Consider the following 26,539-nt stretch of genomic DNA (forward strand, 5'->3'; position numbering starts at 1 on the left):
AGACTGACTAACCGAGCCCTCAGACACGGCTTGGGGTGCTGACGGCACTTAAAATGCGTAACTCGCTTTGACCCAAGCCTGAACCATCTTGTAGGCGTTATCGGCATTTAATTGCTCGCCAGACGAGTTGTAGAGCGGGTTATTACCCAACCGCAAGGCAAGGGTCGCGCTAACCTGCAACTTCTCGTACTCGAATTTAACGATTGGGCCCATTGCCGCCAGAAAGTAGACGTTGCCGGCATTCGTCAATCCCTGCCAGCTGTCGTAAAGATTGACGTATTGCTGCACGAGACCAACATCAAGAAACGCGCCTAATTGCCAATTTTCGTTCAACCGGTGCTGCAATTCATTCGTAAAAATCCCACCTTGCGACCCGCCCCCTTGGCCACCTGGATAAGCCCTGACCGCATAAGAACCACCCAGATAAGTCTGCTCTGAGCTGTTCAAATTGGCACTGGCGATCTGACCATTGAGCGACATCAACCAGGTCGTACTGGGCAGCCAGGCAAGCGTTTCCGTCCGACTCAGCGTGAAGCTAAGCTTTTTATAAATCCCAGCCGTCCCGGGGCCAGCCGCATCTTGAGCCGCTTGCGCCGCATTATTCATAACCAGATTGCCCAAGACGCCGGTCAGGCTATAACTGATCAATGACTGCGTCGTATCGGCAAAACTGCCATCTAATGCCGCTGAATACGCCGTGATCTGATAATTACTGATGTTGGCATGAGCCTGGCTGTTGCTATAGCCGCGATTTTCTATCTTGAAACGGGCATTCATCGTATTACCCGGTTCACGCAGTAAGGCGTAACTCGCATTCATACCGACAGTATCGGCGATACCTTGGGATTGGGTTGCACTCCAGTCCGCAAGGGTTTCGTAAGTGAGGGCGTTGGCCTGCACACCTAAGCGCCAACCATCATGACCGACCGGGAATGAATACCCTAGTTGGCCATAAAGGGAGCCCAGAGTTTGAATCGCATCAATCGTGACTTGATCACCGTAACCAAGGGGATTATTCACGCTGAGATTGGCAAGCACCTGGGTAACCCCGGTACTTCCCGACCCCGCGTTACTTATCGAAGCTTGCCCTGCAAAGAGCGGCCCATCATCCAGTTTCACCCGAAAATTACTCTCCCCCGCAGTCGAGCCAGCTTCAAACCCGCCAGTCGCCTTGACGCCCGGCAACTCATTTATGAGTAGCAAGGAGCGATTAAGTGGTCTGGTATCAATGTATTCTTTACCTTCGTCGGACCGTTTGAAATAACCCTGTACGTGATCCGGCTGCGTCCTTAATGCCTGGCCTTCTTGACTAGGTTCGACAATCACTGCGCCCAGCTTACCTTCAACAATATTGATCAAGATGACGCCGTCTTGAATTTCTTGAGGCGGGATATTGGCCTGGGCGACCCGTCCATTTTTTGCGTATAAGTTCCGAAGGGCAGCCGTGACATCCTGTAATTCACTGAAGCGGATTTGAGTATTCGCCCATTGTTTGACGGCTTCTTGCAACTGTTCATTAGTCAGTAGGGTATTACCCTGAAACTTATAGCCCTTGACCTCTTGCTTCTGCTCGTCAGGCTTGGGCGGAGTAGGCGCCACCGGCTTCTGAGGTTGCACCGGTGCCTGGGGAGCAGAGCGTTGAAGCTGCAACTGCAACTCGCGCTGCAAGGCGCCTGCATCTTGCGCATGGCCGGCCGATGAGACAAATAAGCCTGTCACCCAGGCCGTAGCCACAAAAGAATAACTTAAGGGCCTAGCACCCAGAAAGTTGATACTCATTACTGATTTCCCTGAAAACGATAGCAATTAATGAGTGCAAATGTGGTGAACAAGCGATAACTCAAGGGTAAACACCGGCAAGGGTAGCACGCCGGTTTCTGACAAACAACCCGTCGTTTAAGGAAGCAGTTTTTGGTATAAAGACGCATCGCCCTCGTACCGCAACCAAATAACCAGCACATGCCGCTTTTAGCCAAAACACTTACTCTGCAAAATGTCGTGCTCGACTTGGCCGCAACCAGCAAGAAAAGGGTGTTTGAGCAAGCTGGCTTGTTATTTGAAAACAATCACGGGCTTGAATCGTCAGCGGTCTATCAAGCTCTGTTTGACAGAGAGCGACTTGGATCAACCGGCCTCGGCTTTGGTATCGCCCTTCCTCATGGGCGGGTAAAAGGGCTCACGACACCGATTGCCGCTTTCGTTCGCATCCCCAAACCAGTCCCTTTTGACTCGCCGGATGGTCAGTTAGTCAATCAATTTCTTATTTTGCTGGTGCCAGAGTCTGCCACGCAACAACATCTCGATATACTGGCCGAGATTGCTACTCGGCTGTCAGACGAAGCACTCAGGCTCAAACTAAATGAAGTTTCCGATCCCAAAATTGTTTTCAATCTTTTAACAACCGGTTTAATCTAAACCCTAGCAAACACTCAGGCAAACGCGCGATGACCATGCTGACCGTCAAAGATTTGGTTGAAGACAACCGCGAAGACATCAACTTCGTCTGGTTAGCGGGCGAGGCGGCAGCGGATCGCGTCATTCCGGATAACGGAATGGCAGCCGCTGATCTGATTGGTCACCTAAACCTCATCCATCCCTCGCGCATTCAAGTGTTTGGCCAAGAAGAGATGGCCTATTACAGCCGGTTTGATTTGCGACGACGGGTGCACCACCTTGAAGAATTATTGGCTGGCGGGGTCCCAGCGCTAATGGTGGCCGACGGTTTATCACCAACCGATGACCTGATTGAAAATTGCGAACGTAATCACGTCCCGCTGCTCTCAACGACCATGCACACGGCCGATCTGATCGACCTGTTAAGAATCTACCTTGGTCGCAGACTGGCACCTAAGACAACGGTGCACGGTGTCTTCATGGACGTACTCGGGCTTGGGGTACTAATTACCGGCGAATCCGGTCTTGGCAAAAGCGAACTGGCGCTTGAGTTGATCTCAAGGGGGCATGGCTTAGTTGCGGACGATGCAGTCGATCTCTCAAGAACCGCCCCCAACATGATTGAAGGCACCTGCCCAACCTTGCTGCAGAACATGCTGGAAGTTCGGGGTCTGGGGCTGCTTAACATCCGCACCATCTTTGGCGAAACGTCAGTGCGTCGAAAAATGAAACTTAAACTCATCGTTCATTTAGTTCGAGCCACGGCGCAAGACAAGTTCGAACGCCTGCCCTTGCAAGAGATGACGCAGGATCTCATGGGCTGCCCGATCAGGCGAGTGATGTTGCAGGTGGCGGCGGGGCGCAACCTCGCGGTCCTGGTCGAGGCTGCGGTGCGAAACACAATCCTGAAGTTACGCGGTATCGATACCTTGAATGAGTTTCTCGAGCGGCAGGCTCAAGCGATTGCTGACGGGACCGCATCATGAACTCGCTTCGGGTAGTCCTCATTACTGGTATTTCCGGCTCGGGGAAATCAGTCGCACTAAGGCTGCTTGAGGACTCCGGCTATACCTGCGTCGATAATCTTCCGGTGCGTTTTCTGAGCGAATTCATCGCTTCGGTCAGAGATAGCACGGTCAAGCTCGTCGCCGTCGCGATTGATGCCAGAAGCCCGGACGAAATTGACGAATTGCCGGGTGTAATCACCGCTTTGAGGGCGATGGGTACCTCACTACGAGTCGTATTTCTGGAAGCAGATGACGAAACCCTGATCGCTCGCTATTCTGAATCGCGCAGAAGACACCCCTTATCTGACCGGATTGCTGCCGAAGGCATCACCGCATCGCTCGAGCAATGTATAGCCATGGAGCGTGAGCTGCTCGAGGATCTGCGTAATCAAGAACATGTCATCGACACCTCCGGCCTCTCGCCAGGTCAATTAAGAGCCTGGGTTCGAGATTTGGTGCAAGCCGACCGCACCCCGCTCTTGATTACCTTTGAATCCTTTGCCTTCAAACAAGGCGTGCCGCGAGACGCCGATCTGATGTTCGATGTGCGCTGCCTGCCAAATCCTCACTACGACAAGGACTTGCGTCCGCTAACGGGCCGCGACAAACCCGTGGCAGACTGGCTTGCCAGTTTCGACGAATGTGGGCAAATGATTGATGATATCGAAACATTTATCCGCAAATGGTTACCGCATTACACCGAAGACACCCGCAGTTATTTGACTGTTGCAATCGGCTGTACGGGCGGTCAACACCGCTCAGTTTATGTGGTCGAGTCGCTCGCCAGGCGGTTTGAGGGTCATGAGCACACGCTGGTCAGACATCGAAACCAGGTCGAGGTGGGGTAGCATGACGGCAAGATGGCGCACCCTGCGCTTAGTTCTTTTTTGCTTGCTCGTCGCGGTGCTGACCGCCTGTTCGTCAACAGGCTCGCGCCGAGGGGGTGGTTACTATCAAGATGACGGTCCCGATGCCAATCCACCGAGCAATCTGGATGCCGTGCCGGATGCGGTGCCCAAGATAGAGCCCTTTGCAAGTGGCGCGAACAAACCCTATACGACGCTGGGCAAAAGTTACACCCCGGACACGTCAGGCGCTCCTTACCGTCAACGCGGGCTGGCCTCGTGGTACGGGAAAAAATTTCACGGGCATCAGACTTCAATTGGTGATCGCTACGACATGTATGGCATGACCGCCGCTCACAAGACTTTACCTATACCCAGCTATGTCAGGGTTACCCGGGTCTCAAATGGCAAAACTGTGGTCTTGCGAGTCAACGACCGTGGGCCGTTTCACGAGGATCGGATTATCGATTTATCCTACGTGGCAGCCTATAAACTAGGTCTGCTTTCGCCTGGCAGCGCCGAAGTGCTTGTTGAACGGATTACGCCTGACCAGATTCGCAACTGGGATAGAAGCCAACCAAACAATGCCGTGGCCGACGCTCAACCAGTCGCGCCACCCCCCGCGGCTGCGCCTATGCCACCCAGCAGAACAAGCGAATCCTGGCAAAGCACCTCTCAAGATAGCGCCCAGAGTGGCTCTCAACGCCCCAGTAGTAGCCTGCTGCAGGGGCGGCCGCTCGACCCAGTCGCGCCGGGCAACACAGCCCCGCCTAACCAAGCATCGTCTCAGCCCAATCCTTCATCTGGTGCTTCACCCAGCACTTCAGGGTCAAACAGTTCGTCAACGAAAGCGCTACCCGCAGGGTCCATGTTCTTGCAAGCAGGTGCCTTTAGCGATCAGGCCAAGGCCCAGGCGTTGGCGGATAAATTGAGTGGGCAAATCACCAGTGGCTTAGGGCATCCTGTCTTTGTTGAACAGACGCCAAGCAATCTCTACCGGGTCAGGATAGGCCCTTTTGCTAGCCGCGCCGATGCCAATGCAGCAATTGCCCCGATCCAGTCAGCGACGGGTTTAACTACCAGCCTTACTGCTCCTTAGCCCTGGACAGGGTCCGTGCGTAAACGCTGTCCCGGGTCACGCCCGTCGCTTGCGAGATAATTTTGGCAATATCTCTTACCGATACAAGCGGCAGCATCGCGTCAATCCAATGATCCAGACTAGCGGCCACTTCCTGCTCGGTATCCGCTTGACTGTCGGCGCGCAACTCAGGATGAAGGATAACCACGTACTCACCCTGCTCGCGATGAGAATCCTCTGCAATCCAGGTCTCGGCGTCGCTCAGCGCAATCGTGCAGAGCTGTTCAAAACGCTTGGTCAACTCGCGGGCCAGCGTGACTTTTCTGTCAGACCCGACGGCGGCATAAAGATCTTTTAGGCTTGCCGCAATGCGATGTGGCGTTTCGTAATAGACCAAGGTGTGGGGCTGCGCAACCCAGCGTTTAAACCATTTTTGGCGCGCCATCGCTTTAGCGGGGGCAAAACCTGCAAACATAAACTCTGGGTGTTGATCATCTGTCACGCCCGCCGCCATCAGCGCACAAATCAGTGCGCTCGCACCGGGCAACGGGATGACGCGAAATCCCGCAGCAAGCACCGTAGCCACGACTCGCGCGCCCGGGTCACAAACAGCCGGGCTGCCCGCATCAGAAACCAAGGCCACACGCTCACCGGACTGCAGTCGCTGGACAATGGAATCCGCAGCTTCTGCCTCATTGTGGCGGTGCGAGGCCATCAAGGGCGTTTGAATCCCCCAAGCATCAAGCAAGACTCTTGTCGCGCGGGTGTCCTCTGCAGCAATAACATCGGCGCGACATAGCGCCTGCCAGGCTCGCAAGCTTAAATCACCCAAATTACCAATTGGCGTTGCCACAACATAGAGGCAAGCGCCAGGCCAAGATTGGGCATCTACTCGACTGACCAGGCGGGACCAGTCAGGCGCAGGCTCGGCGGGATGGATATTTTCAGTCACAGCGCATCACATTGAGGGAGTAATCGTGGCAGTGTAGTCCGACCCGCCCCCTGCGTCATACCAAAGCCTATGCACAAATTAGAACCACTCTCAGATTTTGACCTTTGTCATCTCGCCCAACAAAAAGCCCGATGCAAAAGGCGTAGCCAGTTGCGCCGACGGTCAAAAGCCACGACGGCGCCAACAAAGCCACGGGCAAAACCTCAAGGAGCACCCCGTCCACCGACGACACTCCAGTTGACAGGCCTATATTTTGAAAAAAAAGCTGAAGCGCTTCTTTGCAGCCAAAATTACGTGATTCTGGCGCGCCGTATCAGCTGCCGCGTGGGTGAAATCGATCTGGTTGCCAAGGAGGGCGCAGTGCTTGTCTTTGTTGAGGTTCGCTGGCGCAATCGCAGCGATTTTGGGGGCGCTACTGCCAGCGTTCATTCAAAAAAACAGGGTCGACTCATCCGGACTGCTATGCGGCATCTTCCGGAATTAACGCGGTCTCATTTTGGTGGACAAACCCCCGTTTGTCGGTTTGATATTATCGGCTTCGAACCAGGCAGAACCAGTTGGCTCAAAAATACAATTCAGGATCACCTATCAATGCGATAATTGTCGCAATTAACTCAAAATACAGCTATGGATTTCACAGACAAACTCACTGCCCACTTCGAGGATCACATTGTTGCCACCCAGCGCAGCATGGCGCTGACCGCCCCACTCGGTCAAGCCATTGAGATGTGCTTTTCTGCGGTCACCAATAATGCCAAGATTCTTGCTTGCGGCAACGGAGGCTCTGCTGCCGACGCTCAGCACTTTATCGCCGAACTGGTTGGTCGTTTTGAGCGAGATCGCCTGCCCCTGGCGGGCATCACACTTAATACCGACACGTCGATCATGACCGCAGTCGGCAACGATTACAGCTTCAACCAGATATTCTCGCGTCAAATCACCGCGCTCGGGCAACCCGGCGACGTGCTTGTTGCGATCTCAACCAGCGGTAATTCAGTCAATGTCCAGCTCGCCATACAGGCTGCTCATGAACGCGAAATGCGAGTCATCGCACTCACTGGCCGAGGCGGTGGCCTCATCACCGACTTATTGAAACCAGAAGATGTGCATTTGTGCGTACCGCATGATCGAACCATGCGAATTCAAGAGGTTCACATTCTGTTGCTGCACATGTTATGCGATGGTATCGACGCATTACTCTTAGGAGACCCCGTCTAATGATAGACCGATCCCCACTGGTTAAAGGCCTACTTTGGATAAGCGTCGCAGCAGCGACTTCCTTGCTGCTGCAAGCCTGTGTCCCGCTTGTGGTTGGGGGTGTTGTCAAAGGTGTGTCAATGGTCAGAGATCGTCGGTCTACTGGCCAGCAGGTGATTGATCAGGGGATAGAACTCAAGGCGGCGGGTAAGTTCTCCTCAGAATTTGCCTCAACCGCAAGCATCTCGACCAACAGCTATCAAGGCAAAGTCTTATTGACTGGTGAGGCCTTAAGCGAAAAATCCAAACAAAAAGCAGCTGAGATTGTGACTAGCCTCGACGGGGTGAAGTCTGTCATCAACGAAATCACCGTTGGGCCAACTTCGTCCTTCGGCGACGTCTCACAAGATGCGTGGATTTCCAGTTCGGTGTTTACCGTCATGAGCACCGCCAACGGCGTCCCCTCCAGGACGATCGTGACCGTGGTCAGAAAAAGTAATGTGTACCTCATGGGCCTGGTGACAGAAGCAGAAGCCACTCTCGCGACCACAGTCGCCTCGCGAGTCAATGGGGTCAAAAGCGTCAATAAAGTGTTCGATATCATCAGCGCGCAACAAGCAGCTAAGCTTGATGAGCAGGCCGGATCGACCGCATCGGGCAATAATGGTGCGAATAACGCTGCAGCGCCTATTAAAGATACCGATACATCGGCTAGCTCAACAACAACCAGCTCTGGCACCGACGTTCAGGTCATGCCAATCAAATGAAAAAGATTGTTAGTCTAATCCTCGCGGTTGCGGTTACAGGCATCATTGCCTGGTTGATAGTAAAGCCCGCCGCGCAAGCCCCCGAAGTCGCTTTCTCTACCTTGACAGGCCAGAAGGTAAAGACCTCTGAACTCAAGGGCAAAGTCGTTTTGGTCAAGTTCTGGGCAACCAGTTGTGTGACCTGTATTGCACAAATGCCGCAAACAATCGAGACCTACAATCGCTATCACGATCAAGGCTTCGAGACCATTGCAGTCGCGATGCAGTACGATCCCGCCAACTATGTCATCAATTACACCGAAACCAAGAAGCTGCCCTTTACCGTTGCCTTAGATCCAATCGGTGAACTGGCAAAAGCTTTCGGTGACGTCAAACTGACACCTACTGCGTTTCTAATCGATAAAAACGGCAAAATTATCAAGCGCTATTTAGGCGATTATGATTTAGCGGATTTTCACAATACCCTAGAAAAAGCGCTTTCCGTTCAACCCAGTTGATGCACTTGAAATCACCAACATGACCACAATCAACAGCCATTCCCTGCCCTTGGACGTCGTTGCACAAGTTCTGGCCGAAAGCCTGCCATACATCAAACGCTTTCACGGTAAAACCATCGTCGTTAAATACGGTGGCAATGCCATGACAGAAGAAGTCCTACAGCGCAGTTTTGCCCACGATGTCGTCTTGCTCAAGCTTTTTGGCCTGAACCCCGTTGTTGTCCATGGTGGCGGCCCTCAAATTGACGATGCACTCAAGCGTATTGGTAAACAGGGTACGTTCATTCAAGGCATGCGCGTGACGGATGAAGACACGATGGAGGTCGTTGAATGGGTACTGGGTGGCCAAGTGCAGCAAGACATCGTCCTCATGATCAACGAGGCAGGTGGCAAAGCGGTCGGGTTAACCGGCAAAGACGGCAGCATGATTCAAGCCGTCAAAAAACTGATGCCGAACAAGGAAGACCCTAGCTTGCCCATCGACATCGGTTACGTGGGCGACATCGCCAAGATCGAACCCGCTCTAGTGAAAGCACTGCAAGATGACCAGTTCATCCCCGTGATTTCACCGATTGGTTATGGCGAGGACGGTTTGGCTTACAACATCAACGCCGATGTCGTTGCAGGCAAAATGGCTGAAATCCTTGGTGCAGAAAAACTGCTGATGATGACAAACATTACCGGCGTACTGGATAAAAACGGTTCCTTGTTGCGTGTGCTCTCAGCCAAGACCATTGATGCGCTGTTTGAAGATGGGACGATCTCGGGTGGCATGTTGCCCAAGATTTCTTCTGCCGTTGATGCCGCCCGCAATGGTGTCAAGTCGGTGCATATTGTTGATGGTCGCGTCCCTCACTGTCTGTTGCTTGAAATTCTGACTGACCGTGGTGTCGGCACCATGATCACCTCTGATTAAACAGGGATGCGACGATTGCAACGACCGTCAGTTCGCAAACGTCGCTCAAAGTCGACAGCTTGCAATCCAGCACTTTGGCTGTTCGATCTTGACAATACTTTGCACGATGCTTCGTACAAGATTTTCCCCAAAATAAATGTCGGCATGACCGCCGCGGTCATGGAAACCCTTGGTGTCGACGAGCTGACAGCAAATCATCTTAGAACCAAATACTGGAAGCGCTACGGGGCAACCATGATTGGTATGGTCAAGCATCATCAAATTAACCCTGAGCGATTTTTGCGGCGCAGTCATGATTTTGATGTCGGGCCGTTAATCCGTGCAGAAAAACACCTCGCGCGAAAGTTGACCCAGTTACCCGGCAGAAAGATTCTCGTCACGAATGCACCGTTTCACTACGCCTATGCCGTCATGAAACATCTTGGGATCTTGCGCTGTTTTGACGGCGTCTGGGCAATTGAACATATGCGTTTGCATGGTCATTTTCATCCTAAACCCGCCCCTAAATTAATGCGACATATCCTTGCCCACGAAGGCGTGAGTGCCCATCGCGCAGTACTGGTAGAAGACACGCTCGAGAATTTACGGGGCGCACGCGCGGCTGGGCTTCGAACCGTACATGTTTATCATCCGGGTACACCGTTCGCGAAGGGTCAACGAGGTCGTCCAGATTTTGTGGACTTGCGCGTCAACCGCGTTGGCGACCTGCTCACGCAAAAACGGTCGGTTAGACACCACACGATTGAGGGATGAAACATGGCCAGCCGAACAGGTGAGCGTCGCACTGAGATCTTGCAAACCCTAGTCATGATGCTAGAGCAACCGACTGCCGCTCGGGTTACCACGGCCGCACTGGCTGCCAAGATAGGCTTATCCGAGGCAGCGCTTTATCGCCATTTTGCAAGCAAAGCGCAAATGTTCGAAGGTTTGTTTGAATTCATCGAAGCCACCATCTTCGGTTTGATCAACCAAATTCAGGCTGCAGAGCCCAGCACCCTCGAGCGATTGCGACAGACGACAGGCATGTTGCTGTCTTTTGCCAAACGTAATCGTGGCATGACCCGCGTGCTGACCGGCGATGCGTTAGTCAATGAAGATTTACGCCTGCAAGAGCGCGTCAACCAGATCACCGGTCGGCTAGAAACCACCTATAAGCAATTGATTCGCGAAGGGATTGCAGAGGGTCAACTCAACCCAGCAATAGACGTTGTGGCGATTGCCAGTCTGTTAACACACTATGTCATGGGTCGTTGGCTGCGCTTCACGCAAAGCGGCTGGCAGATTGATCCAACAGATCATATGCTCGCCAACATGAATATCGTATTGCAGTCCGCCATCCTCGACTCGTAGGCTCAGTCAGTTTGAGTCTGGATCTTGCCCTGTGAGGTTTTGCCGTGACCACACACTTGGCAAGCCGGATCGCGATGCACTCGAACACTATGCCATTGCATATCCAGCGCATCAAGCAATAAAAGCCTGCCATTCAATGAGCGACCAATTCCTGCCAGCAACTTGATGGCCTCTGCTGCTTGCATACTCCCAATAATCCCAACCAAGGGGGAAAACACGCCAGTTGAGGCGCACGTCAGCATTTCACCCTCCCCAGTGGCCGGGAACAAACAGCTGTAGCATGGGGCATCTTCCTGCCGCCGATCAAACACGGTGATTTGACCGTCAAAGCGAATCGCTGCGCCAGAAACCAGCGGCTTGGAGAACGCAACACAGGCCTGATTAATTGCGTGCCGCGTGTCGAAGTTATCGGTGCAATCCAGCACCAGGTCAACCGTGGCTACCAGATCGCCAAGCGCCTGAGCGTCCAGTCGTTTAGCCAGCGCCTCAAGAGTGATATCAGGATTGAGTGCATGCATCGCCTCGCAACCAGACTCAGCCTTCAGTTGACCCAAGCGGCTGGTCGTGTGCATGATTTGACGTTGCAGATTACTGATTTCAACGGTGTCGTCATCCGCAAGAATGATGTGCCCTATGCCGGCTGAAGCGAGATAGAGCGCAACGGGAGAACCCAATCCACCCGCCCCGACGATGAGCACTCTCGCAGCCAAGAGCTTTTCTTGGCCCTCGATACCCAGCTCATCCAACAGGATGTGCCGGGCATACCTGAGCAGCGCTGCATCGTTCATTTGGGCGTTGCCGCGCCTCCGGGTGACGGGGCAGGAGCTGTTGCAGGAGCTGTTGCAGGAGCTGTTGCAGGAGCGCTGGGTTTGCGAGCTGCCTGCGGTTTTTCAAGCTTATCTAGCTTGGCAACTGGCGTGGTCACGCCTTTCTGGATGGGCTTGCCTTCCAGGTAATTGACACCCTGTTGTAATTGAAAATCGTCAGGTGTACCAAACTGAAAAATCTTGGTCGAATCAGCAAGTGGTGGGTCGTCTGCGTTGCCCTTGACCTCACCATCCTTAGCTTGATCATTGCCAAGGTGACGCTGCAAGTCAGCCTCGCGAGGCACTCTGAACAAATCCCCTTGCGCGGTGTCAGTCACAATAAGATCCGGCGCGATACCCGTTGCCTGAATCGACCGACCAGACGGCGTGAAATAACGTGAGGTGGTGAGCTTAATGGCGGTATTTTCCGAAATGGGCAAAATCACCTGAACAGAGCCCTTACCAAAGGAGCGATTACCCATGATGGTTGCACGCTTGTGATCTTGCAGCGCACCAGCCACGATTTCTGACGCTGATGCAGAGCCAACGTTAATCAGTACGACCATCGGTACGGTCTTCGCCCAGGCTGGCAATTTAGATAAGTAGTCCCCCTCGCCGGCGTCGTAATCCTTGGCCGCGGCGACATACTTGCGCTTTGCGTCGGCCGTCCGCCCGTCAGTTGAGACAATCAGTGTGTTTTCTGGCAAAAAAGCACCAGCCACGCCGATGGCCGAGTGCAAGAGCCCACCCGGATCATTACGTAAGTCGAGGATAAAGCCTTTTGGTGCAGCTTTTGCACCTAGTTCATTCATTTGTTTAACCAGATCGGTGCCAGTGCGTTCTTGGAACTGCGCAATACGCACGTAAGCGATCCCGTTATCAAGCATTTTGCTGCGTACGCTTCGAACGCGAATGGTGTCCCGAATCAGTGTAACCACGATGGGCTTATCCATGCCCTGACGAACGATGGTCAGGGTAATTGGGGTCTTGACCGGACCGCGCATCGTCTTGACTGCTTCAGTCAAGGTCATGCCTTTGGTTGAGGCGCCGTCGATCTTCACGATCAAGTCGCCCGCTCGAATACCCGCTTTGGCAGCTGGGGTATCCTCGATTGGCGAGATAACTTTCACTGCGCCTTCCTCAGCGCCCACTTCGATACCAAGCCCCCCAAACTCACCTTGAGTCGAGCTCTGCATCTCTTTAAAAGCATCCGCGTCAAGATAGGCTGAATGAGGGTCCAGATCGGACAGCATGCCTGCGATGGCCCCATCAATCAGTTTTTTATCGCCCACCGGCTCAACATAATTATTTTTAATGGTGGAGAAGACGCTGGAAAACTGCCGAATCTCATCCAAAGGCAAGGGAGCGCCGCGCTGCGCCACTGCACTGAGCCCGAGGCTCAATAAAACCCCTGCGAACAAACCAGCCGCTAGCAGACCTAAACTTTTTAACTTACTGGGGCTCATGCACAATCCTGGAAATAGACGTTATTGCGAACACCAACCAAAGAAGCGAATCTCACTACTTTTCCAGATAGGGGGTAGGATCGATTGCAGCGTTGCGGCGTCTCAATTCGAAGTATAGGGCGGAATCTAATTGACCGCCGGTATTACCCACAGTTGCAATAGTGTCACTGTCAGTGACAGCATCACCGACTTGCCTGAGCATGCTCTGCAGATAGGCGTAAATACTCAGGAATTGTTGGCCATGATCGACAATGACGATGTTGCCAAAGCCGCGAAGCCAGGTGGCATACACGACCGTACCACTTGCGATCGGCTTCACGGGCGCCCCCTCGGGCGAGGCAATCAACAGCCCGCGCCAAATACCACCTTCAGGCCTGTCCGTGCCAAAACGCGCCATCACATTGCCGCGAACTGGCCATTTGAAGCCAGATTTCAAAGTACTGGGCTCAGCGGGCAACACGTCTGGTCTTTTCTTGTTCGCTTCGGCCGCTTGCCGAGCAGCCTCGGCTTTTTTTGCCTCCTGGTCTCGCTTCACCGCCTCTGCAAGCTGGCGAGCGACCACAATTTGTTCATCCAGGCTAGAAATTAGCTGATTCAAATGTTTTCCGTCGCGATCAAGCCTGTCAGCCTCTGCACGCTGCGCGGCAAGCTGCCCTTCGATCTGAGCTAACAGCGTCGCCCGATCTTTTCTCTGAGCATCGAACAAGGATTTTTGTTCGTTCTCATCGCGAATCAAGCCAGCTATCTCAAGCTGCTTCCCGTCAGCCCGCGCTTGAAGGTCGGCTAAACGGGACAATTGCTCTTGCACCCGGGCGACCGAGGCTGTCCGCGCTTTCGCGACGTAATCCAGATAAGCCAGGTTGCGGCCAAGTATTTGAGGATCATTGCCAGAAAGCCACGCCGATAGCGGTGACAAGCCACTTTGGTATTGTTTTCTCAACTGTTCGCTTAACGCTAGTCGAATTTGAGTAAGCAACGCTTGTTGGGTCGCAATCTGGAGGTTCAGCTCGTCCAGCTCTGTTTGCGCCTTTTTTTGCTTAATACTCAGATCATTTAACTTTCGAACCGATACAGAAATGGCCGATTCTGATGCTTTGAGCGCGTCACTGGCTTCTTTGCGCGAGCTTTCTTTGGACTCGATTTCCTTTTGGATCAAAGCGATTTTGTCGCGCAGCTCGGTTTGCTCCTGTTGACGCTGGGCAAGCGCGCTAGCCGTGTCGTCTGCATAAGCCGGCACGGGCAGGCTAAAAAGCCAACCGCAAAGCAAAGCCAACCACCACCCCGAGCTGTTGCGCACGTCAGTCTTTTTTAGCTTTACCCTGCGCAGCCACAGCAGCCATCGCGGCTTCGATCTCAGCAGGATCCCCCAAATAATAGTGCCTGATCGGTCGAAGCTCATCGTCTAGCTCGTACACCAATGGTTGCCCCGTTGGAATATTGAGGTGAACAATATCATCGTCTGAGACGTTATCCAGATGCTTGATCAAGGCTCGTAAGCTGTTGCCGTGTGCTGCGACGAGCACGCGACGACCGGCTTTGATGGCGGGCGCGATGCTTTCGTTCCAGAAGGGCAAAACACGCGCCACAGTGTCCTTCAGGCATTCGGTAGCCGGCAGTTGATCTGCGGGGATCTTGGCATAGCGTTTATCAAATCTCGGATGACGGGGGTCATCCAAAGCGATCGGATTAGGCGCGATGGCGTAGGCGCGGCGCCAGATCAGCACCTGCTCATCACCAAATTTGGCTGCAGTCTCAGCTTTATTGAGGCCTTGCAAGTCGCCGTAATGACGTTCGTTAAGACGCCAATTGCTATGAACAGGCAAATACATCGTACCCATCGCGTCCAGCGCGATCCAGAGCGTGCGGATCGCCCGGGTCAACATGGATGTGCAGGCAAGATCGAATTCGAAACCCTTCTCTTTGAGCAACAAGCCCGCCTGGCGGGCCTGTTCACGTCCGGTTTCAGTCAAATCGACGTCATACCAGCCAGTAAAACGGTTTTCGAGATTCCATTGGCTTTCGCCATGACGCATGAGTACAAGTTTATGCATGACAGACACAGGTTAAAGTTGCAGATGTCAGCATTTTATAATTGTTATGAACTTTGCCCCGAATCGGGTGCCAACCAACCTGGACTTACCGTGGATTTCTTTCTCGCCCCTACCAATCTTGTCCTGATCGCTGTCGCCCTCGGCTCTGGTCTTTTACTCGCTTGGCCCGCCCTCGCAAAAGGCGGGGCTGGCGGTGCAATCAGCACGACGCAAGCCGTGCTCATGATGAACCAGCAGCACGCTGTGCTGGTCGATGTCAGACCCTTAGAACTGTTCAATAACGGCCATATTGCTCAGGCACGGAGCCTGCCAGCAAGCGACCTGCCCCTGAAGGCCAATAGTCTGCCCAAAAACAAGCCTTTGATTATCGTCTGCGATCTGGGCAAATCAGCCGTTTCAGCGGCTGCTGAGCTTAAAAAGCTGGGTTTTGCTGAAGTGTCCGTGCTCGAAGGTGGCCTTAAGGCCTGGGGCGAAGCGGGTTTACCGATTACTGCAAAAAAATAAGGAATGATCATGAATAAAGTCTTGATGTACAGCACCGGCGTTTGCCCTTATTGCACGCGTGCAGAAATGTTGCTGAAGCAGCGCGGTGTCACAGAAATCGAAAAAATACGTATCGATCTTGACCCCGAACAGCGCGACGCAATGATGACGCGCACAGGGCGCAGAACAGTCCCGCAAATCTATATTGGTGACACACACGTTGGCGGCTTTGACGACTTGGCGGCCTTGGATAAAGCAGGTCAACTCATGCCCTTGCTGAACCCTGCTACAAATTAATCTGGCCTAACGCGACTTTGCTTGCCCCCTGAGGCAAGTGATTTCACCTTCTCAAACATTGTTTATCCGCTAACCACTTACCTGGAAACCTTCATGTCTGATCAAAACGCTCAAGCCGGTAACGCGCCTATTTTTAATATGCAGCGCGTCTACATCAAAGATCTGTCGCTTGAAATGCCCAACGCCCCCAATATCTTTCTTGAGCAAGACGCGCCAAAGGTTGAGGTCAATATCAACGTGGGAGCCAACCCTCTGGCTGATACGATTTTCGAATCAACAATTACCGTCACAGTGACGACCCGTATCAACGACAAGGTGCTGTATCTGATTGAAGCCACCCAAGGCGGGATTTTCGAGATGAGCAACATCCCCGAAGATCAGCTGGATCCTTTGCTCGGGATCGTGTGCCCAACCATGCTCTACCCCTATCTGCGCGCGAATGTTGCGGATGCGATTACCCGCACGTCAGTGCCACCTTTGCATTTGGCAGAAGTCAATTTTCAAGCACTCTATGAGCAACGCATGAGCGAGCTTGCTCAGCAAAACGGCGAAAGCGGCAATAGCTCAGAATCTGGGTTGATCCTGCCGGCCAGCGCAACGCGTCAATGAGCTTAAGACTTGGCAACAACGTTTCGCCAAGCTTCGATGAAAAAGCCTGAAGGACCTAAGCGGCCCGTCCTCGTTCTCGGGGCGGGGGCTTGGGGTTCAGCCTTGGCCATCGCTGCAGCAAGGCAGAGCGCCACGACGCTATGGGGGCGCGACCCCCTGCTGATGCAGAATATGGCTGACTACAACCAGAATCGCCAGTATCTGCCCAATATTGAATTCCCTGACTCGTTACAAGTAACCAGCGATTTCGACGCCGCACTGGCAGCTGTGTCGTCATCCACCTATCCGGGCCTGATCATCATTGGCACGCCCATCGCGGGATTGAGGGCCACCTGCCGCGACATAGCCGACTGGCTCGGCCAAGCTAGTCGCTCAGTCACCTCAGTCGTTGGCGTTATCTGGACTTGCAAAGGACTCGAAACGGGCAGTGGCGAATTGCCTAACGAAATTGCCCGTCAGGCATTTGCCTCGCAACCAACGCTAGCGACGGGCGTGCTGTCAGGACCATCGTTTGCCAAGGAAGTCGCAGCTGGATTGCCGGTCGCGCTCACCGTGGCAAGCCATCACGCGGCGCTGCGCACCGCGACGATAGAGGCCTTGCACGGTGGTGCGGTGCGGGTGTACGCCAGTGATGACGTCACGGGCGTAGAGATAGGCGGTGCACTCAAAAATATCATGGCCATTGCCTGTGGCATCGCCGACGGATTGGGACTTGGTACAAACGCCCGTGCCGCGCTGATCACACGCGGCCTAGCTGAAATTACCCGCTTTGGCTGCGCGCTCGGCGCACAAGCTGCAACCTTTGCAGGCCTAACCGGCTTAGGTGATCTGGTCTTAACCGCGACAGGTGATCTGTCCCGCAACAGGCAAGTGGGCTTAGCGATCGGTCAAGGACAGTCCGCGATTGAGGTGCTGGGTCAAGGCTTGACTGCGGAGGGTGCTCGCTGCGCCTTAGCCGTCAGAGAACGGTCAAATCAGATGGGCTTGACGTTACCCATCACCGAAGCGGTCTGCGCAGTGCTTTTCGAAGGAATGCCGCCCAGGGATGCAGTCGGTCAATTGTTGTCTCGGGAGGCCACAACCGAATGAACCGCTTTGCTCGCAATCTTAAATTAGCGATCATGGTCACCATGTCCTTGATCGCGGCCGGTGCCATCACCACGGCCAGAGCCGCTTGGCCTCAAGATAGACCGATCCATTTGGTGGTGCCTTTCCCCCCGGGATCATCGCCGGATTTGTTAGCACGAACGATCGCAGAGCCTCTCAGCAAAGCCTTAGCCCAAGTAGTGGTGGTAGAAAACAAAGTAGGGGCGGGAGGCAATATCGGTACACGGGCAGTTGCAAAAGCAGCCGCAGACGGCTACACCCTGCTCTACACCATCAATGGCCCCCTGGTGACTGCGCCTAAGCTTTTCAAGACCAAACTCGGCTACGAACCTTCAACCGATCTGGCACCCATCATGCTGGTGGCCTCGAGCCCAAACATTTTGGTGGTGTCCAAAAGCCTGCCGGTCGATAACCTGGCTGACTTTATTAAACAGGCCAAAGCGCAGGCTGGCCAGATGAATTATGGCTCGGTCGGCAACGGCAGCGCATCTCACTTAGCCATGGAAATGTTCATGCAAGCGGCCGGCATTGATCTCAAAAACATCAATTACCCCGGGTTTAATCAAATCACACTCGCTATGTTGGCGGGCGATATACAGGCCGGATTCATGGTTCCCTCAGGTGTGATGACCCAAATCAATGAGGGCAAACTGAAAGCCTTGGCGATCAGTAGTAAAACTCGAAATGAACTACTACCGACCCTTGAACCGATTGCGACAAAGGGTTACCCAGATTTTGAAGTGATATCCTGGAACGCCTTGTTGGCCCCGGCGGGCACGTCAGGTGAAGTTATTGACCGGCTTCAGCGCACCTTGACAGAGATCCTTGCGCAGGATGAGGTTCGCAACAAATTTAAGCTGCAATACTTTAATGTCGTTGCGTCATCGCCAGAGAAGCTGACTCAGCAGATGCGCGACGAGCGGGCCCGGTCAGAAGCGCTGATCGATCAGCTCAAATTATCGCTGGATGATTAATCGTCAACAAGAGCGACACAACTACACGCCGCCAACGTATCCTTGCTGCCGCCAAGCTTCAAAAACCACGACAGCCACTGAATTGGATAAATTCAAACTGCGCTGTTCGGGCAGCATAGGCAACCGGATTTTCTGGTCATCCCCGAACAGCGCCCGTTGCTCTGGCGATAAACCCGCCGTTTCGCGACCGAACACAAATACGTCGCCAGGCCGAAACTCAACTTGATCGACAAGTTTGCTTGCTTTAGTAGTCATGGCAAAACAACGGTTGGCAGGTGCGCCAGTAGCGGCCAAGGCTAGCTCAAGCGTGTCATGGATTTTGACAGGTTGCCACTCGTGATAATCAAGACCCGCGCGACGTAAACGCCTATCGTCAACCTCGAACCCTAACGGACGAACCAAATGAAGTCTTGCGCCCGTATTGGCACAGAGACGAATCACATTGCCTGTGTTGGGCGGGATTTCAGGCTGGACAAGGATGACATCAAACATGCTGCGTATTGTGCCAGACAAGTCTTGGAGTACGCATGGCCGATAGAGCGACCACCCCAGCAGCACCGCCCCGGCGTAAGGCAAGCGCCGCGAAATGCATCGTGCTGCCCGTCGTCATGACATCATCGACCAACCCAATCCAAACTGCGGGCAAATTTGGCCGACTTTCGTAGGCGTGCTCGGTAGCCAGTCGCCGGGCTTGCTGATCAAGATGTTTTTGGACACCACCAGCTTGCGTTCGGCGCAGCCAACTGACCTGACAAGGTAAGCCGAGCGCCTTGGCCAGGACTCGGGCGATCTCACCCGGTGGATTAAAACCTCGACGCCTGATCGACACATCGCTTGAGGGGATCGGCACAATACAGGCCAGCTTAGCCAGCGTATGCGGCTCTTCGCGGATAGCGCCAGCCAGCATCCGTCCCATCAGAGCCGCCAGATGCAACTGCATACGTTTTTTTAGCTCATGCATCAGTGCGTCTGTCGGGAAAGCATAGCGCATGGCGACAATTGAGCTTTCAAACGCTGGGGGGTTTTTTGCACAGCCCTCACAAAGGATCCGACTCGAGCTGAGCGAACGGGGCGCGGCTAGTGCACTGGGCAACTCATCGGCGCAAATGGCACACGTCAAGCATGCTCGCCTGGCTGCGGTGACTTCGCCCAAGCAAGCACGACAGAAATCACCGCCGCGTGCCGCCAGCCCGCATAGTGGGCATGGTGTCGTGAATTGCAATCGCAAAAAGTTCTGGATCAGGTAAAGTCTGGCTTGTCGTGGCTGGTTTCGCATCAAGGCATTTTGGGCGACCGTCACACCACCTGGCAAGCTAACCATGACAGACTCATCCACCCATCCCCTACTTCCTCTCTCAACCACAGCAGTGAAGGCGCAATTTGCGCGCAGAGGTGACTTGAGCGATGCTCAGTTTTTGTACGCCGAAATCGCGAACAGAATGCTGGATCGGCTCACACTGATTCGTATGCAACCCGAAAACATCCTCGATGCGGGCTGCGGCCCAGGGTCAGGCATTACTTTGCTAAAAAACCGCTACCCGACAGCACGAATAACCGGCCAGGATTTTAATGCCCAAGCGTTAGCGATCGCACAAAAAATGCACGACCAGGGCTGGTCGGGTTTATTCAAAAAACTCACAACGGGCAAATCCAACTCAATGCGGTGGGTAACCAGTGATCTTGCTGACACGGGATTGGTGCCAGAAGCACTTGATTTGATCTGGTCCAACCTCGCCGTGCACTGGCACCCAGCCCCGCATGACGTGTTGCGTGAATGGGCGCGTATCGTCAAGCTTAATGGGCTTGTATTTTTTTCTTGTTTTGGGCCCGACACCTTGAAAGAAGTGCGACAAGCGCTCGTAACCGCAAAGTTAGTGACGCAAACACCCTCGTTCGTTGATATGCATGACTTTGGCGATTTACTGGTCGAAAACGGATTTGGCGATCCAGTGATGGATCAAGAACGACTGACCTTAACGTACAACTCAGCAGAAAAACTTTTACAAGATGTCCGCGCGCTGGGTGGCAATCCCAGTTCGGGTCGACGAGCCGGTCTGGTCGGGCGCCAATGGCGCCAGCGACTAATCGAAGCGCTTGAGTATCAACGCCACACAGATGGCACGATCCATCTGACTATTGAGGTAGCTTACGGGCACGCTTGGCGCCTCGGGCATAGCCGTCAAAAAGACGGCGAAACCCGTGTCAGCATTAGCTCGATTGGCCGAAAGTCTAAATAAACGCGGCGTAAGCTTTGTATGCCATATAGGCAGACAAGCCAAACAGCAGATAGGCGAACACACGTTTTAGTTGTTTAACGGGCAGTTTATGCGCCAGCCGGGCACCGACTGGCGCAGTGAGCACACTGAAGGCCGCCAGGATCAATAAAGCAGGCCAGTAGACCAGGCCGATCATGCTATTGGCCAGGACACCGTCACTCATTTGTGCGTATTGAATCGTATTGAACAAGGCGATAGGAAATCCCAGCGCAGCTGACGTGCCAATCGCTTCACGCAAAGGCACGTTGCACCAGGCCATAAAAGGGACCGAGACAAAGCCGCCGCCTGCACCAACCAGGCCGGATAAGAAACCAATCCCCGTACCTGCAACAACCGTCCCGGCAGGACCCGGCATCTGTCTGGTGGGCTTGGGCTTTTTATCCAGCAGCATCTGCAAGCCAGAGTAAGCAACGAAAAGCGCAAATAACAAAGCAAGCCAAGCAGTAGGCAGCGTTTCAAACACATACTTGGCAAAGAGGCTGCCGATAAAAATACCTGGCGCAAAGGCGAATACCAGCTTCCAGCGAACAGCGCTCTTCTTATGATGGGCCGTCACACTCGACACGGAGGTGAAAAGGATAGACGCCATCGACGTAGCAATCGCCGCCTTGACGACAAGATTCGGATTGAGGTCAGTCCAGCCGAGCAGAAAGGTTAGAAACGGCACCAGAATCATGCCACCGCCAATACCCAGCAAACCCGCGGCCAGCCCAGTCACCGCGCCGAGTACGCCCAAAGAAATGATAAAAACCGGATCCATGTCAAACCCTAAGATGACGTCAAGAGTGACGATCAGTATACTGACCGGCGAGGCGGATGGGCGCTGTCACAATAACAATCACTCAAGATAAAAATGAACTCTCTCGACACCGAAGTACTACGACAGGCGTTCGACTGGCTCGAAGCGGGTCATCGCGTGCATTTGGCGACCGTCGTTAAAACATGGGGATCTGCGCCCAGGCAGGCCGGTGCGATGGCGGCAATCCGGGGCGACGGCAGGCTGGTCGGATCGGTTTCAGGGGGCTGTATTGAAGATGATCTGATCGTCAAAGCACAAGCGGGCGAGTTGCCAACCCGGCCCTCTCTCGTCAACTACGGGGTGACACAAGACGAAGCGGCAAAATTTGGGCTGCCCTGCGGGGGCAGCTTGACGCTCGTCATCGAAGCATTGGATCGCTTCGAGTGGATAGCATCGGTTGTTGAATCGACCGAAGCACAACAGCTGGTCGCTCGACTGATTAATCTCAAGACCGGCCAATCGACCACAGCGCCAGCAAGACCGGGGCAAAAGACCGAGCTGACCGGTGATAGCTGTCAATTCGTTTATGGTCCTCACTGGCGCTTATTGATCATTGGCGCAAATCAAACGGCGCTCGCGCTTGCTGAAATCGCGCATATGCTCGAATTTCAAGTCGTTGTATGCGATCCGCGCGAAGAATTCACAGCTGATTTCAATCTGCAGGGTATTGCACTTGAGCGTGGCATGCCGGACGACGTGGTCCTATCCATTCGAACCGATTCAAGGACTGCCATCGTTGCGTTAACTCACGACCCCAAGTTAGATGATATGGCGCTGCTCGAAGCACTCAAGTCATCCGCTTTTTACGTCGGCGCGCTAGGGTCGGTTCGCAACCAGAGCAGTCGCCGTGAACGTCTGAAGCTGTTTGAGCTCACCGATGCCGAAATCAATCGATTACATGGCCCAGTCGGGCTGCAAATCGGCAGTCGAACACCGGCAGAGATTGCCGTTGCAGTAGCGGCCGAACTCGTTCAAGTCAGACGAACGCTTGAAGACGAGCGGGTGCAATTAAAAGGGGCAGACCAAGAGGCTTGAATTAGGCGTCAGCTACCGCGCTTGCGTGACTCAATGCCTAATTGCTTGAGCTTGCGATAGAGGTGCGTACGTTCAAGGCCCGTTTTATCCGAGACCTTAGTCATACTGTGGTTCTCATTGGCCAGGTGATATTCGAAATATACCCTTTCAAAGGCGTCTCGCGCATCTCGAAGGGGCTGATCCAACGAGATATCACCCAACAGGCTTTGATCCACCTCTGGGAGTGGTTCAATCACGGGGGGCTCTTCACGCTTAAATACCCCCGACGTATCGAGAGGGCGTGGCGTAGCCGCAGAAGTCATCGCCGCAGTTTTCGGCGTTGTGAAACGTCCGCGGGCTAAACCGGACGAAACGGTTTTTAATAGTCGTTGCAGCGTGATAGGTTTTTCAAGAAAATCAACTGCCCCGATACGAGTGGCTTCTACCGCGGTATCGATCGTTGCATGACCGCTCATCATGACAACAGGCATATCCAAAAGGCCCTGCGATCCCCACTCTTTGAGCAAGGTCACGCCGTCAGTGTCAGGCATCCAGATATCGAGCAGAACCAAGTCAGGTCGCATACGCATACGAGCCGCTCTTGCCTCGGCTGCGTTTTCGGCGAGCTCGACTGTGTGCCCTTCGTCATAAAGGATTTCGGACAATAACTCGCGGATACCTACTTCGTCGTCAACAACCAAAATTCTGGCCATGTTCTTTTTCACCTGTTGCGCGGCGGAATTATCGCTGCATCATTTGTCTAATTCTACTCGGGTAGCCAGTCGCGTAAATAATATAGAAACTCGAGCACCACCATCACGCCGATTCGACACGTCAATTCGCCCGCCATGTTCTTCAACTATCTTCCGAACGATCGCCAGGCCCAAACCCGTGCCCTGAGCCTTGGTTGTGACGTAGGGCTCAAAAACCCGCTGCAAGACATGCGCGGGGAAGCCGGGGCCACTATCCATCACCGTCAAGCGAACAGATTGCTGGGGCGGCCCATCCTGCGGCTGCGCCTCGGCTACCTGCGTTGCCACCATCATTGCACCGGCCTCAGGCATATCAGCAAGTGCGTCGCGAGCGTTAGCCAGCAAGTTATGAATAACTTGACGCAATTGTGTCGAATCACCTTCGATCAACGGCAGATTCGGCGCTAAAGATACCTCAAGATGCCACGGCATATTGACATCTGCGGGGGACGCTTCATCGGGATCCCAACCATAAAGGGTCAACACTTCGTCGACCAACTCGTTAAGATCAATCGGTAGCATCGCGCTAGTGGGCTTACGCGCATATTCTTTAAAGTCGTCAACCATGTGTTTGAGCGAGGTCACTTGATTGACAATGGTCGTGGTCGCGCGCTCAAGCAGTTGCGCATCTGCGGGCTCAAGTTTATGCGTGAGTTTCATCGCCAGTCTCTCGGCCGATAGCTGTATGGGCGTGAGCGGATTCTTGATTTCATGTGCGAGCCGGCGTGCCACCTCACCCCAGGCAACGGTTCGATTGGCGGAGATGACTTCACTGATGTCATCGAAAACCACCATATAACCGTTGTTGCGATTATCGACTCGCAAATGGGTGCCACGAGCCAGTACAGTGACGGTGTGTTCGCTATCACGCTTCCCCGTGGCCTCAATGGTGAGCTCAAATTGTTCTTGCCAATGGGTCCGCTCAGAACCCACTGCAGAATGCTCAGCGAAGGCTTGTCGTATCCTGCCAGAAAACTCGAGCAGGCCATCAATCGTTTCGAGAGGTCGCCCAGGACTCGCCCTTAAATCGACCGCAAGTATCGTCTGAGCGCCCTGATTGAAGGTCGTGACACGAAACTGTTCATCAAAAACCAGCACCCCAGCCGATAAATTCGCCAAGACGCTCTCTAAATAGACATTGGATCGTTCCAGCTGGTTGCGATTGGTTTCGACAAGCCGCCTTGCATCGTCCAACTGCTTGGTCATCGCATTGAATGACCGGGTCAACTGCGCCACCTCATCGCGCGTCGTGGGTTCCGGCAAAGGGCGATAGTCACCAACGCTGACTGCGTGTGTGCCAGACGCCAAGGCGAGCAGAGGGCTCACTAGCTTCTTAGATAAATACAGTGCAACTGCAATCGCGGCAAACACCGCTAGCAGTAACGCTAAGGTCAAGGTGATGCCATAGAGATTGCGCAGACTGCGTCGCGATAAAGCAAGCTCTTGATAGTCGAGATTACCTGCCTGCACTTCAGCTGCATTGCGTGCGATTTTGTCCGATAGCGGTTGTATCAACTGAAGCCAGCGTGCATCAGCGGTAACGCCAAGCGACACGTCGCCACGGTCCTGAGAGCCTAAGGGGACAATTACCCGCAATTGCAAAGCAGCCTCGACAGGGCCTGCTGCCGATTCATCCATTGCGGCTGCAGAATAGCCACGCGTCAAACGCAATTGGTTGAGTACGGATGGTGGGGGCATAGGAGGCAACAGCGTGCCCAATTTGTCTGTTGAAAAAGCGATGAGCCTGCCGGTACTGCTGAACACCATGACATCATTAAGCCCGTTCGCTTCTCGTAGCCGCGTAATCACGGAGGCCATATCGGAGTCGGACGTTGTCGTCAGTTCTGGCATCATGGCGCGCGCACGCGAATCGAGTTCTGCGAGCTGCGCATCAATGGCTGCCCGGCCTAATGCAAGCCCGGATTCAAGGGCTGTGTCCACTCTGACGTTAAACCAGGATTCAATCGACCGGGACATGAACTGAACCGACAAGGTGTAGATCAAAGCGCCGGGCAACACACCAATCAAGGCAAAGGCAAGCGCAAAACGCGCGGTTAACCTTGCGCCAAATTGACCCCGGCGCAATTGTCCCAACAGATTGGCCGTCAACGCAACGACCCAAATAAACAAGGCAAGTGCCAGCGCGCCGTTTAGCCATAACAACAAAGTTTGATACTGAGCGACACGCGAGGCGTTACCGGTTGACCAGGCGAGCAGGCCGAACAAGGCGAACCCGCTCACGATGCCGACAACCATCGCCAGGCGCAACAACCGGTTCATTTGCGATACTCGTAGGTTCGAACTGAAAAATCGAATGGTGCCCATTCACTTGTCAGCAACCAGGCACCGCGATTCAGCGCATCAATTTGAAGTGGCCGGGCAAGCTGAGAATTATCCAGTCTTATCCGGACTTTGCCGTCATATTTAACGTTGGGATCAAACCGGTCGATTGGTGCGATGGGCCAATCTCGCAACTGTTGCAGTGCGGCCAGACCTTCTTTAAAACTGGCCATGGGGATACCCAAATCCCCTGCCGCCAAGCGCCATTGCCGAGTCAGGGTGTTATAGGTCAATCTGCGTATCAACGATGTTTCAACCACTTTGTGATCAAACCACCACCACCGCGACTGACCAATCTCAATATCAACCGTGAAATAAAGCGGTACCCCTCGCTCAAGGGCGTCGATCATGACGCGATTGAGTTCGAGTGAGAAATCTACATCCAGATTTAACTGGCCTTGAACTACCCTGGGCTCAATCTGGGTCACCTTAGCTTCTGCCGCGTGTGAGACGTGAGGGACGAACACGCACAGCAATAGCAAAGCGAGCACCATAGACAAGTGCTGCCGGGCGCAAGCCCGTTTTTGCTTACTCGACATCCAGGCAAAAGCTGTCATGGTCA

General features: G+C 53.7%; 30 protein-coding genes. 18 read left to right on the top strand and 12 right to left on the bottom strand.

Translation table 11 applies throughout. The features are described from left to right. Positions 1-48 precede the first annotated feature (48 nt). Entirely contained in the window at positions 49-1,779 is a 1,731-nt protein-coding gene (locus tag BCM14_RS08940) for a ShlB/FhaC/HecB family hemolysin secretion/activation protein (RefSeq protein WP_106227666.1), read from the bottom strand. A gap of 180 nt (positions 1,780-1,959) precedes the next feature. Here BCM14_RS08940 and BCM14_RS08945 point away from each other — a divergent pair, with 180 nt between their 5' ends. The 4 genes from BCM14_RS08945 to BCM14_RS08960 are packed head-to-tail and all read left to right on the top strand — an operon-like array spanning position 1,960 to position 5,345. Beyond that, positions 1,960-2,415 carry a PTS sugar transporter subunit IIA gene (locus BCM14_RS08945; RefSeq protein WP_106227667.1) on the top strand — a complete coding sequence of 152 codons (456 nt, stop codon included), beginning with the start codon at positions 1,960-1,962 and terminating at the stop codon, positions 2,413-2,415. 35 nt (positions 2,416-2,450) lie between these two features. Beyond that, positions 2,451-3,380, top strand: coding sequence for an HPr(Ser) kinase/phosphatase (gene hprK, locus BCM14_RS08950; RefSeq protein ID WP_106227752.1), 930 nt, complete (start codon positions 2,451-2,453; stop codon positions 3,378-3,380). Further along, positions 3,377-4,249, top strand: a complete 873-nt coding sequence (gene rapZ, locus BCM14_RS08955) for an RNase adapter RapZ (protein ID WP_106227668.1) — start codon at positions 3,377-3,379, stop codon at positions 4,247-4,249. The genes hprK and rapZ overlap by 4 nt, the downstream gene beginning before the upstream one ends. 1 nt (position 4,250) lies before the next feature. Beyond that, complete coding sequence (locus BCM14_RS08960; protein ID WP_106227669.1) at positions 4,251-5,345, top strand: septal ring lytic transglycosylase RlpA family protein; 1,095 nt, start codon at positions 4,251-4,253, stop codon at positions 5,343-5,345. Here the strand turns inward: BCM14_RS08960 and rsmI are convergent. After that, entirely contained in the window at positions 5,332-6,276 is a 945-nt protein-coding gene (gene rsmI / locus BCM14_RS08965) for a 16S rRNA (cytidine(1402)-2'-O)-methyltransferase (RefSeq protein WP_106227670.1), read from the bottom strand. The genes BCM14_RS08960 and rsmI overlap by 14 nt on opposite strands. A gap of 69 nt (positions 6,277-6,345) precedes the next feature. Between rsmI and BCM14_RS15420 the strand changes: the two genes are divergently transcribed. The 7 genes from BCM14_RS15420 to slmA are packed head-to-tail and all read left to right on the top strand — an operon-like array spanning position 6,346 to position 11,003. Beyond that, positions 6,346-6,876 (top strand): YraN family protein, encoded by a 531-nt coding sequence (locus tag BCM14_RS15420; protein WP_106227671.1) that lies wholly within the window; start codon positions 6,346-6,348, stop codon positions 6,874-6,876. Positions 6,877-6,903: 27 nt separating this feature from the next. Continuing rightward, the gene (locus tag BCM14_RS08975; RefSeq protein ID WP_106227753.1) at positions 6,904-7,494 is read left to right on the top strand and encodes a phosphoheptose isomerase; all 591 of its coding nucleotides are present in this window, start codon (positions 6,904-6,906) and stop codon (positions 7,492-7,494) included. After that, positions 7,494-8,240, top strand: a complete 747-nt coding sequence (locus tag BCM14_RS08980) for a BON domain-containing protein (RefSeq protein WP_259673514.1) — start codon at positions 7,494-7,496, stop codon at positions 8,238-8,240. The genes BCM14_RS08975 and BCM14_RS08980 overlap by 1 nt, the downstream gene beginning before the upstream one ends. Beyond that, the gene (locus BCM14_RS08985) at positions 8,237-8,737 is read left to right on the top strand and encodes a TlpA disulfide reductase family protein (RefSeq protein ID WP_106227673.1); all 501 of its coding nucleotides are present in this window, start codon (positions 8,237-8,239) and stop codon (positions 8,735-8,737) included. Before BCM14_RS08980 ends, BCM14_RS08985 begins: the two co-directional genes overlap by 4 nt. Positions 8,738-8,756: 19 nt before the next feature. After that, a complete protein-coding gene (gene argB / locus BCM14_RS08990; RefSeq protein ID WP_106227674.1) occupies positions 8,757-9,653 on the top strand; it encodes an acetylglutamate kinase in 897 nt (298 codons plus the stop codon). Positions 9,654-9,659: 6 nt separating this feature from the next. After that, a complete protein-coding gene (locus BCM14_RS08995; protein ID WP_106227675.1) occupies positions 9,660-10,406 on the top strand; it encodes a pyrimidine 5'-nucleotidase in 747 nt (248 codons plus the stop codon). Positions 10,407-10,409: 3 nt separating this feature from the next. Then, the gene (slmA, locus tag BCM14_RS09000) at positions 10,410-11,003 is read left to right on the top strand and encodes a nucleoid occlusion factor SlmA (RefSeq protein WP_106227676.1); all 594 of its coding nucleotides are present in this window, start codon (positions 10,410-10,412) and stop codon (positions 11,001-11,003) included. Between the two features lie 2 nt (positions 11,004-11,005). Here the strand turns inward: slmA and BCM14_RS09005 are convergent, their stop codons facing one another. The 4 genes from BCM14_RS09005 to gpmA are packed head-to-tail and all read right to left on the bottom strand — an operon-like array spanning position 11,006 to position 15,326. Further along, positions 11,006-11,791 (bottom strand): HesA/MoeB/ThiF family protein, encoded by a 786-nt coding sequence (locus tag BCM14_RS09005; protein WP_106227677.1) that lies wholly within the window; start codon positions 11,789-11,791, stop codon positions 11,006-11,008. Then, positions 11,788-13,275 (bottom strand): S41 family peptidase, encoded by a 1,488-nt coding sequence (locus BCM14_RS09010; RefSeq protein ID WP_106227678.1) that lies wholly within the window; start codon positions 13,273-13,275, stop codon positions 11,788-11,790. The genes BCM14_RS09005 and BCM14_RS09010 overlap by 4 nt, the downstream gene beginning before the upstream one ends. 55 nt (positions 13,276-13,330) lie before the next feature. Next, positions 13,331-14,572 (bottom strand): murein hydrolase activator EnvC family protein, encoded by a 1,242-nt coding sequence (locus tag BCM14_RS09015; protein ID WP_106227679.1) that lies wholly within the window; start codon positions 14,570-14,572, stop codon positions 13,331-13,333. A gap of 1 nt (position 14,573) precedes the next feature. Then, entirely contained in the window at positions 14,574-15,326 is a 753-nt protein-coding gene (gene gpmA, locus BCM14_RS09020) for a 2,3-diphosphoglycerate-dependent phosphoglycerate mutase (protein WP_106227680.1), read from the bottom strand. 24 nt (positions 15,327-15,350) lie between these two features. Between gpmA and BCM14_RS09025 the strand changes: the two genes are divergently transcribed. The 5 genes from BCM14_RS09025 to BCM14_RS09045 all read left to right on the top strand — a co-directional run bounded on the left by BCM14_RS09025 (position 15,351) and on the right by BCM14_RS09045 (position 18,796). Further along, a complete protein-coding gene (locus tag BCM14_RS09025; RefSeq protein WP_106227681.1) occupies positions 15,351-15,830 on the top strand; it encodes a rhodanese-like domain-containing protein in 480 nt (159 codons plus the stop codon). A gap of 9 nt (positions 15,831-15,839) precedes the next feature. After that, a complete protein-coding gene (grxC, locus tag BCM14_RS09030; protein WP_106227754.1) occupies positions 15,840-16,106 on the top strand; it encodes a glutaredoxin 3 in 267 nt (88 codons plus the stop codon). Between the two features lie 93 nt (positions 16,107-16,199). Further along, positions 16,200-16,715, top strand: coding sequence for a protein-export chaperone SecB (gene secB, locus BCM14_RS09035; protein ID WP_106227682.1), 516 nt, complete (start codon positions 16,200-16,202; stop codon positions 16,713-16,715). A gap of 36 nt (positions 16,716-16,751) precedes the next feature. Further along, a complete protein-coding gene (locus BCM14_RS09040) occupies positions 16,752-17,804 on the top strand; it encodes an NAD(P)H-dependent glycerol-3-phosphate dehydrogenase (RefSeq protein ID WP_106227683.1) in 1,053 nt (350 codons plus the stop codon). Then, complete coding sequence (locus BCM14_RS09045) at positions 17,801-18,796, top strand: Bug family tripartite tricarboxylate transporter substrate binding protein (RefSeq protein ID WP_106227684.1); 996 nt, start codon at positions 17,801-17,803, stop codon at positions 18,794-18,796. Before BCM14_RS09040 ends, BCM14_RS09045 begins: the two co-directional genes overlap by 4 nt. Before the next feature lie 21 nt (positions 18,797-18,817). Here BCM14_RS09045 and BCM14_RS09050 read toward each other — a convergent pair whose 3' ends face one another. Both BCM14_RS09050 and BCM14_RS09055 read right to left on the bottom strand, forming a co-directional pair. Continuing rightward, entirely contained in the window at positions 18,818-19,288 is a 471-nt protein-coding gene (locus BCM14_RS09050) for a tRNA (cytidine(34)-2'-O)-methyltransferase (RefSeq protein ID WP_106227685.1), read from the bottom strand. Next, positions 19,281-20,117, bottom strand: a complete 837-nt coding sequence (locus BCM14_RS09055) for a ComF family protein (protein WP_106227686.1) — start codon at positions 20,115-20,117, stop codon at positions 19,281-19,283. The genes BCM14_RS09050 and BCM14_RS09055 overlap by 8 nt, the downstream gene beginning before the upstream one ends. Between BCM14_RS09055 and BCM14_RS09060 the strand changes: the two genes are divergently transcribed. Beyond that, positions 20,116-21,033 (top strand): methyltransferase domain-containing protein, encoded by a 918-nt coding sequence (locus tag BCM14_RS09060; protein WP_106227687.1) that lies wholly within the window; start codon positions 20,116-20,118, stop codon positions 21,031-21,033. The genes BCM14_RS09055 and BCM14_RS09060 overlap by 2 nt on opposite strands. Here BCM14_RS09060 and BCM14_RS09065 read toward each other — a convergent pair. Next, positions 21,026-21,832 (bottom strand): sulfite exporter TauE/SafE family protein, encoded by an 807-nt coding sequence (locus BCM14_RS09065; protein WP_106227688.1) that lies wholly within the window; start codon positions 21,830-21,832, stop codon positions 21,026-21,028. The two genes, BCM14_RS09060 and BCM14_RS09065, sit on opposite strands and share 8 nt — an antisense overlap. 93 nt (positions 21,833-21,925) lie before the next feature. On the opposite strand from BCM14_RS09065, the gene BCM14_RS09070 reads away from it, so the two are divergent. Beyond that, complete coding sequence (locus BCM14_RS09070) at positions 21,926-22,906, top strand: XdhC family protein (RefSeq protein WP_106227689.1); 981 nt, start codon at positions 21,926-21,928, stop codon at positions 22,904-22,906. A gap of 8 nt (positions 22,907-22,914) precedes the next feature. On the opposite strand, the gene BCM14_RS09075 is transcribed toward BCM14_RS09070, so the two are convergent. The 3 genes from BCM14_RS09075 to BCM14_RS09085 are packed head-to-tail and all read right to left on the bottom strand — an operon-like array spanning position 22,915 to position 26,534. After that, a complete protein-coding gene (locus BCM14_RS09075; protein WP_106227690.1) occupies positions 22,915-23,598 on the bottom strand; it encodes a response regulator in 684 nt (227 codons plus the stop codon). A 39-nt stretch (positions 23,599-23,637) separates the two neighbouring features. Then, positions 23,638-25,917 carry a sensor histidine kinase gene (locus tag BCM14_RS09080; protein ID WP_106227691.1) on the bottom strand — a complete coding sequence of 760 codons (2,280 nt, stop codon included), beginning with the start codon at positions 25,915-25,917 and terminating at the stop codon, positions 23,638-23,640. Beyond that, positions 25,914-26,534, bottom strand: coding sequence for a DUF4390 domain-containing protein (locus BCM14_RS09085; RefSeq protein ID WP_106227692.1), 621 nt, complete (start codon positions 26,532-26,534; stop codon positions 25,914-25,916). Before BCM14_RS09085 ends, BCM14_RS09080 begins: the two co-directional genes overlap by 4 nt. Between the last annotated feature and the right edge of the window lie 5 nt (positions 26,535-26,539).

It is taken from the genome of Jezberella montanilacus, assembly GCF_003003055.1.
Taxonomy (GTDB): Bacteria; Pseudomonadota; Gammaproteobacteria; order Burkholderiales; family Burkholderiaceae_B; genus Zwartia; species Zwartia montanilacus.

Excerpts from the sequence above, each read along its gene's own strand:
- BCM14_RS08995 (WP_106227675.1), top strand. The coding sequence starts at position 9,660 with ATGCGACGATTGCAACGACCGTCAGTTCGCAAACGTCGCTCAAAGTCG.
- BCM14_RS09075 (WP_106227690.1), bottom strand. The coding sequence starts at position 23,598 with ATGGCCAGAATTTTGGTTGTTGACGACGAAGTAGGTATCCGCGAGTTA.
- secB (WP_106227682.1), top strand. The coding sequence starts at position 16,200 with ATGTCTGATCAAAACGCTCAAGCCGGTAACGCGCCTATTTTTAATATG.
- BCM14_RS09055 (WP_106227686.1), bottom strand. The coding sequence starts at position 20,117 with ATGGTTAGCTTGCCAGGTGGTGTGACGGTCGCCCAAAATGCCTTGATG.
- BCM14_RS09065 (WP_106227688.1), bottom strand. The coding sequence starts at position 21,832 with ATGGATCCGGTTTTTATCATTTCTTTGGGCGTACTCGGCGCGGTGACT.
- rapZ (WP_106227668.1), top strand. The coding sequence starts at position 3,377 with ATGAACTCGCTTCGGGTAGTCCTCATTACTGGTATTTCCGGCTCGGGG.
- BCM14_RS08985 (WP_106227673.1), top strand. The coding sequence starts at position 8,237 with ATGAAAAAGATTGTTAGTCTAATCCTCGCGGTTGCGGTTACAGGCATC.
- BCM14_RS09010 (WP_106227678.1), bottom strand. The coding sequence starts at position 13,275 with ATGAGCCCCAGTAAGTTAAAAAGTTTAGGTCTGCTAGCGGCTGGTTTG.
- BCM14_RS09050 (WP_106227685.1), bottom strand. The coding sequence starts at position 19,288 with ATGTTTGATGTCATCCTTGTCCAGCCTGAAATCCCGCCCAACACAGGC.
- BCM14_RS09060 (WP_106227687.1), top strand. The coding sequence starts at position 20,116 with ATGACAGACTCATCCACCCATCCCCTACTTCCTCTCTCAACCACAGCA.
- BCM14_RS15420 (WP_106227671.1), top strand. The coding sequence starts at position 6,346 with ATGCACAAATTAGAACCACTCTCAGATTTTGACCTTTGTCATCTCGCC.
- BCM14_RS09085 (WP_106227692.1), bottom strand. The coding sequence starts at position 26,534 with ATGACAGCTTTTGCCTGGATGTCGAGTAAGCAAAAACGGGCTTGCGCC.
- BCM14_RS08940 (WP_106227666.1), bottom strand. The coding sequence starts at position 1,779 with ATGAGTATCAACTTTCTGGGTGCTAGGCCCTTAAGTTATTCTTTTGTG.
- hprK (WP_106227752.1), top strand. The coding sequence starts at position 2,451 with ATGCTGACCGTCAAAGATTTGGTTGAAGACAACCGCGAAGACATCAAC.
- BCM14_RS09080 (WP_106227691.1), bottom strand. The coding sequence starts at position 25,917 with ATGAACCGGTTGTTGCGCCTGGCGATGGTTGTCGGCATCGTGAGCGGG.
- BCM14_RS08975 (WP_106227753.1), top strand. The coding sequence starts at position 6,904 with ATGGATTTCACAGACAAACTCACTGCCCACTTCGAGGATCACATTGTT.
- BCM14_RS09045 (WP_106227684.1), top strand. The coding sequence starts at position 17,801 with ATGAACCGCTTTGCTCGCAATCTTAAATTAGCGATCATGGTCACCATG.
- grxC (WP_106227754.1), top strand. The coding sequence starts at position 15,840 with ATGAATAAAGTCTTGATGTACAGCACCGGCGTTTGCCCTTATTGCACG.
- gpmA (WP_106227680.1), bottom strand. The coding sequence starts at position 15,326 with ATGCATAAACTTGTACTCATGCGTCATGGCGAAAGCCAATGGAATCTC.
- BCM14_RS08945 (WP_106227667.1), top strand. The coding sequence starts at position 1,960 with ATGCCGCTTTTAGCCAAAACACTTACTCTGCAAAATGTCGTGCTCGAC.
- BCM14_RS09040 (WP_106227683.1), top strand. The coding sequence starts at position 16,752 with ATGAAAAAGCCTGAAGGACCTAAGCGGCCCGTCCTCGTTCTCGGGGCG.
- BCM14_RS09025 (WP_106227681.1), top strand. The coding sequence starts at position 15,351 with ATGTCAGCATTTTATAATTGTTATGAACTTTGCCCCGAATCGGGTGCC.
- BCM14_RS09005 (WP_106227677.1), bottom strand. The coding sequence starts at position 11,791 with ATGAACGATGCAGCGCTGCTCAGGTATGCCCGGCACATCCTGTTGGAT.
- BCM14_RS08980 (WP_259673514.1), top strand. The coding sequence starts at position 7,494 with ATGATAGACCGATCCCCACTGGTTAAAGGCCTACTTTGGATAAGCGTC.
- slmA (WP_106227676.1), top strand. The coding sequence starts at position 10,410 with ATGGCCAGCCGAACAGGTGAGCGTCGCACTGAGATCTTGCAAACCCTA.
- argB (WP_106227674.1), top strand. The coding sequence starts at position 8,757 with ATGACCACAATCAACAGCCATTCCCTGCCCTTGGACGTCGTTGCACAA.
- BCM14_RS08960 (WP_106227669.1), top strand. The coding sequence starts at position 4,251 with ATGACGGCAAGATGGCGCACCCTGCGCTTAGTTCTTTTTTGCTTGCTC.
- BCM14_RS09070 (WP_106227689.1), top strand. The coding sequence starts at position 21,926 with ATGAACTCTCTCGACACCGAAGTACTACGACAGGCGTTCGACTGGCTC.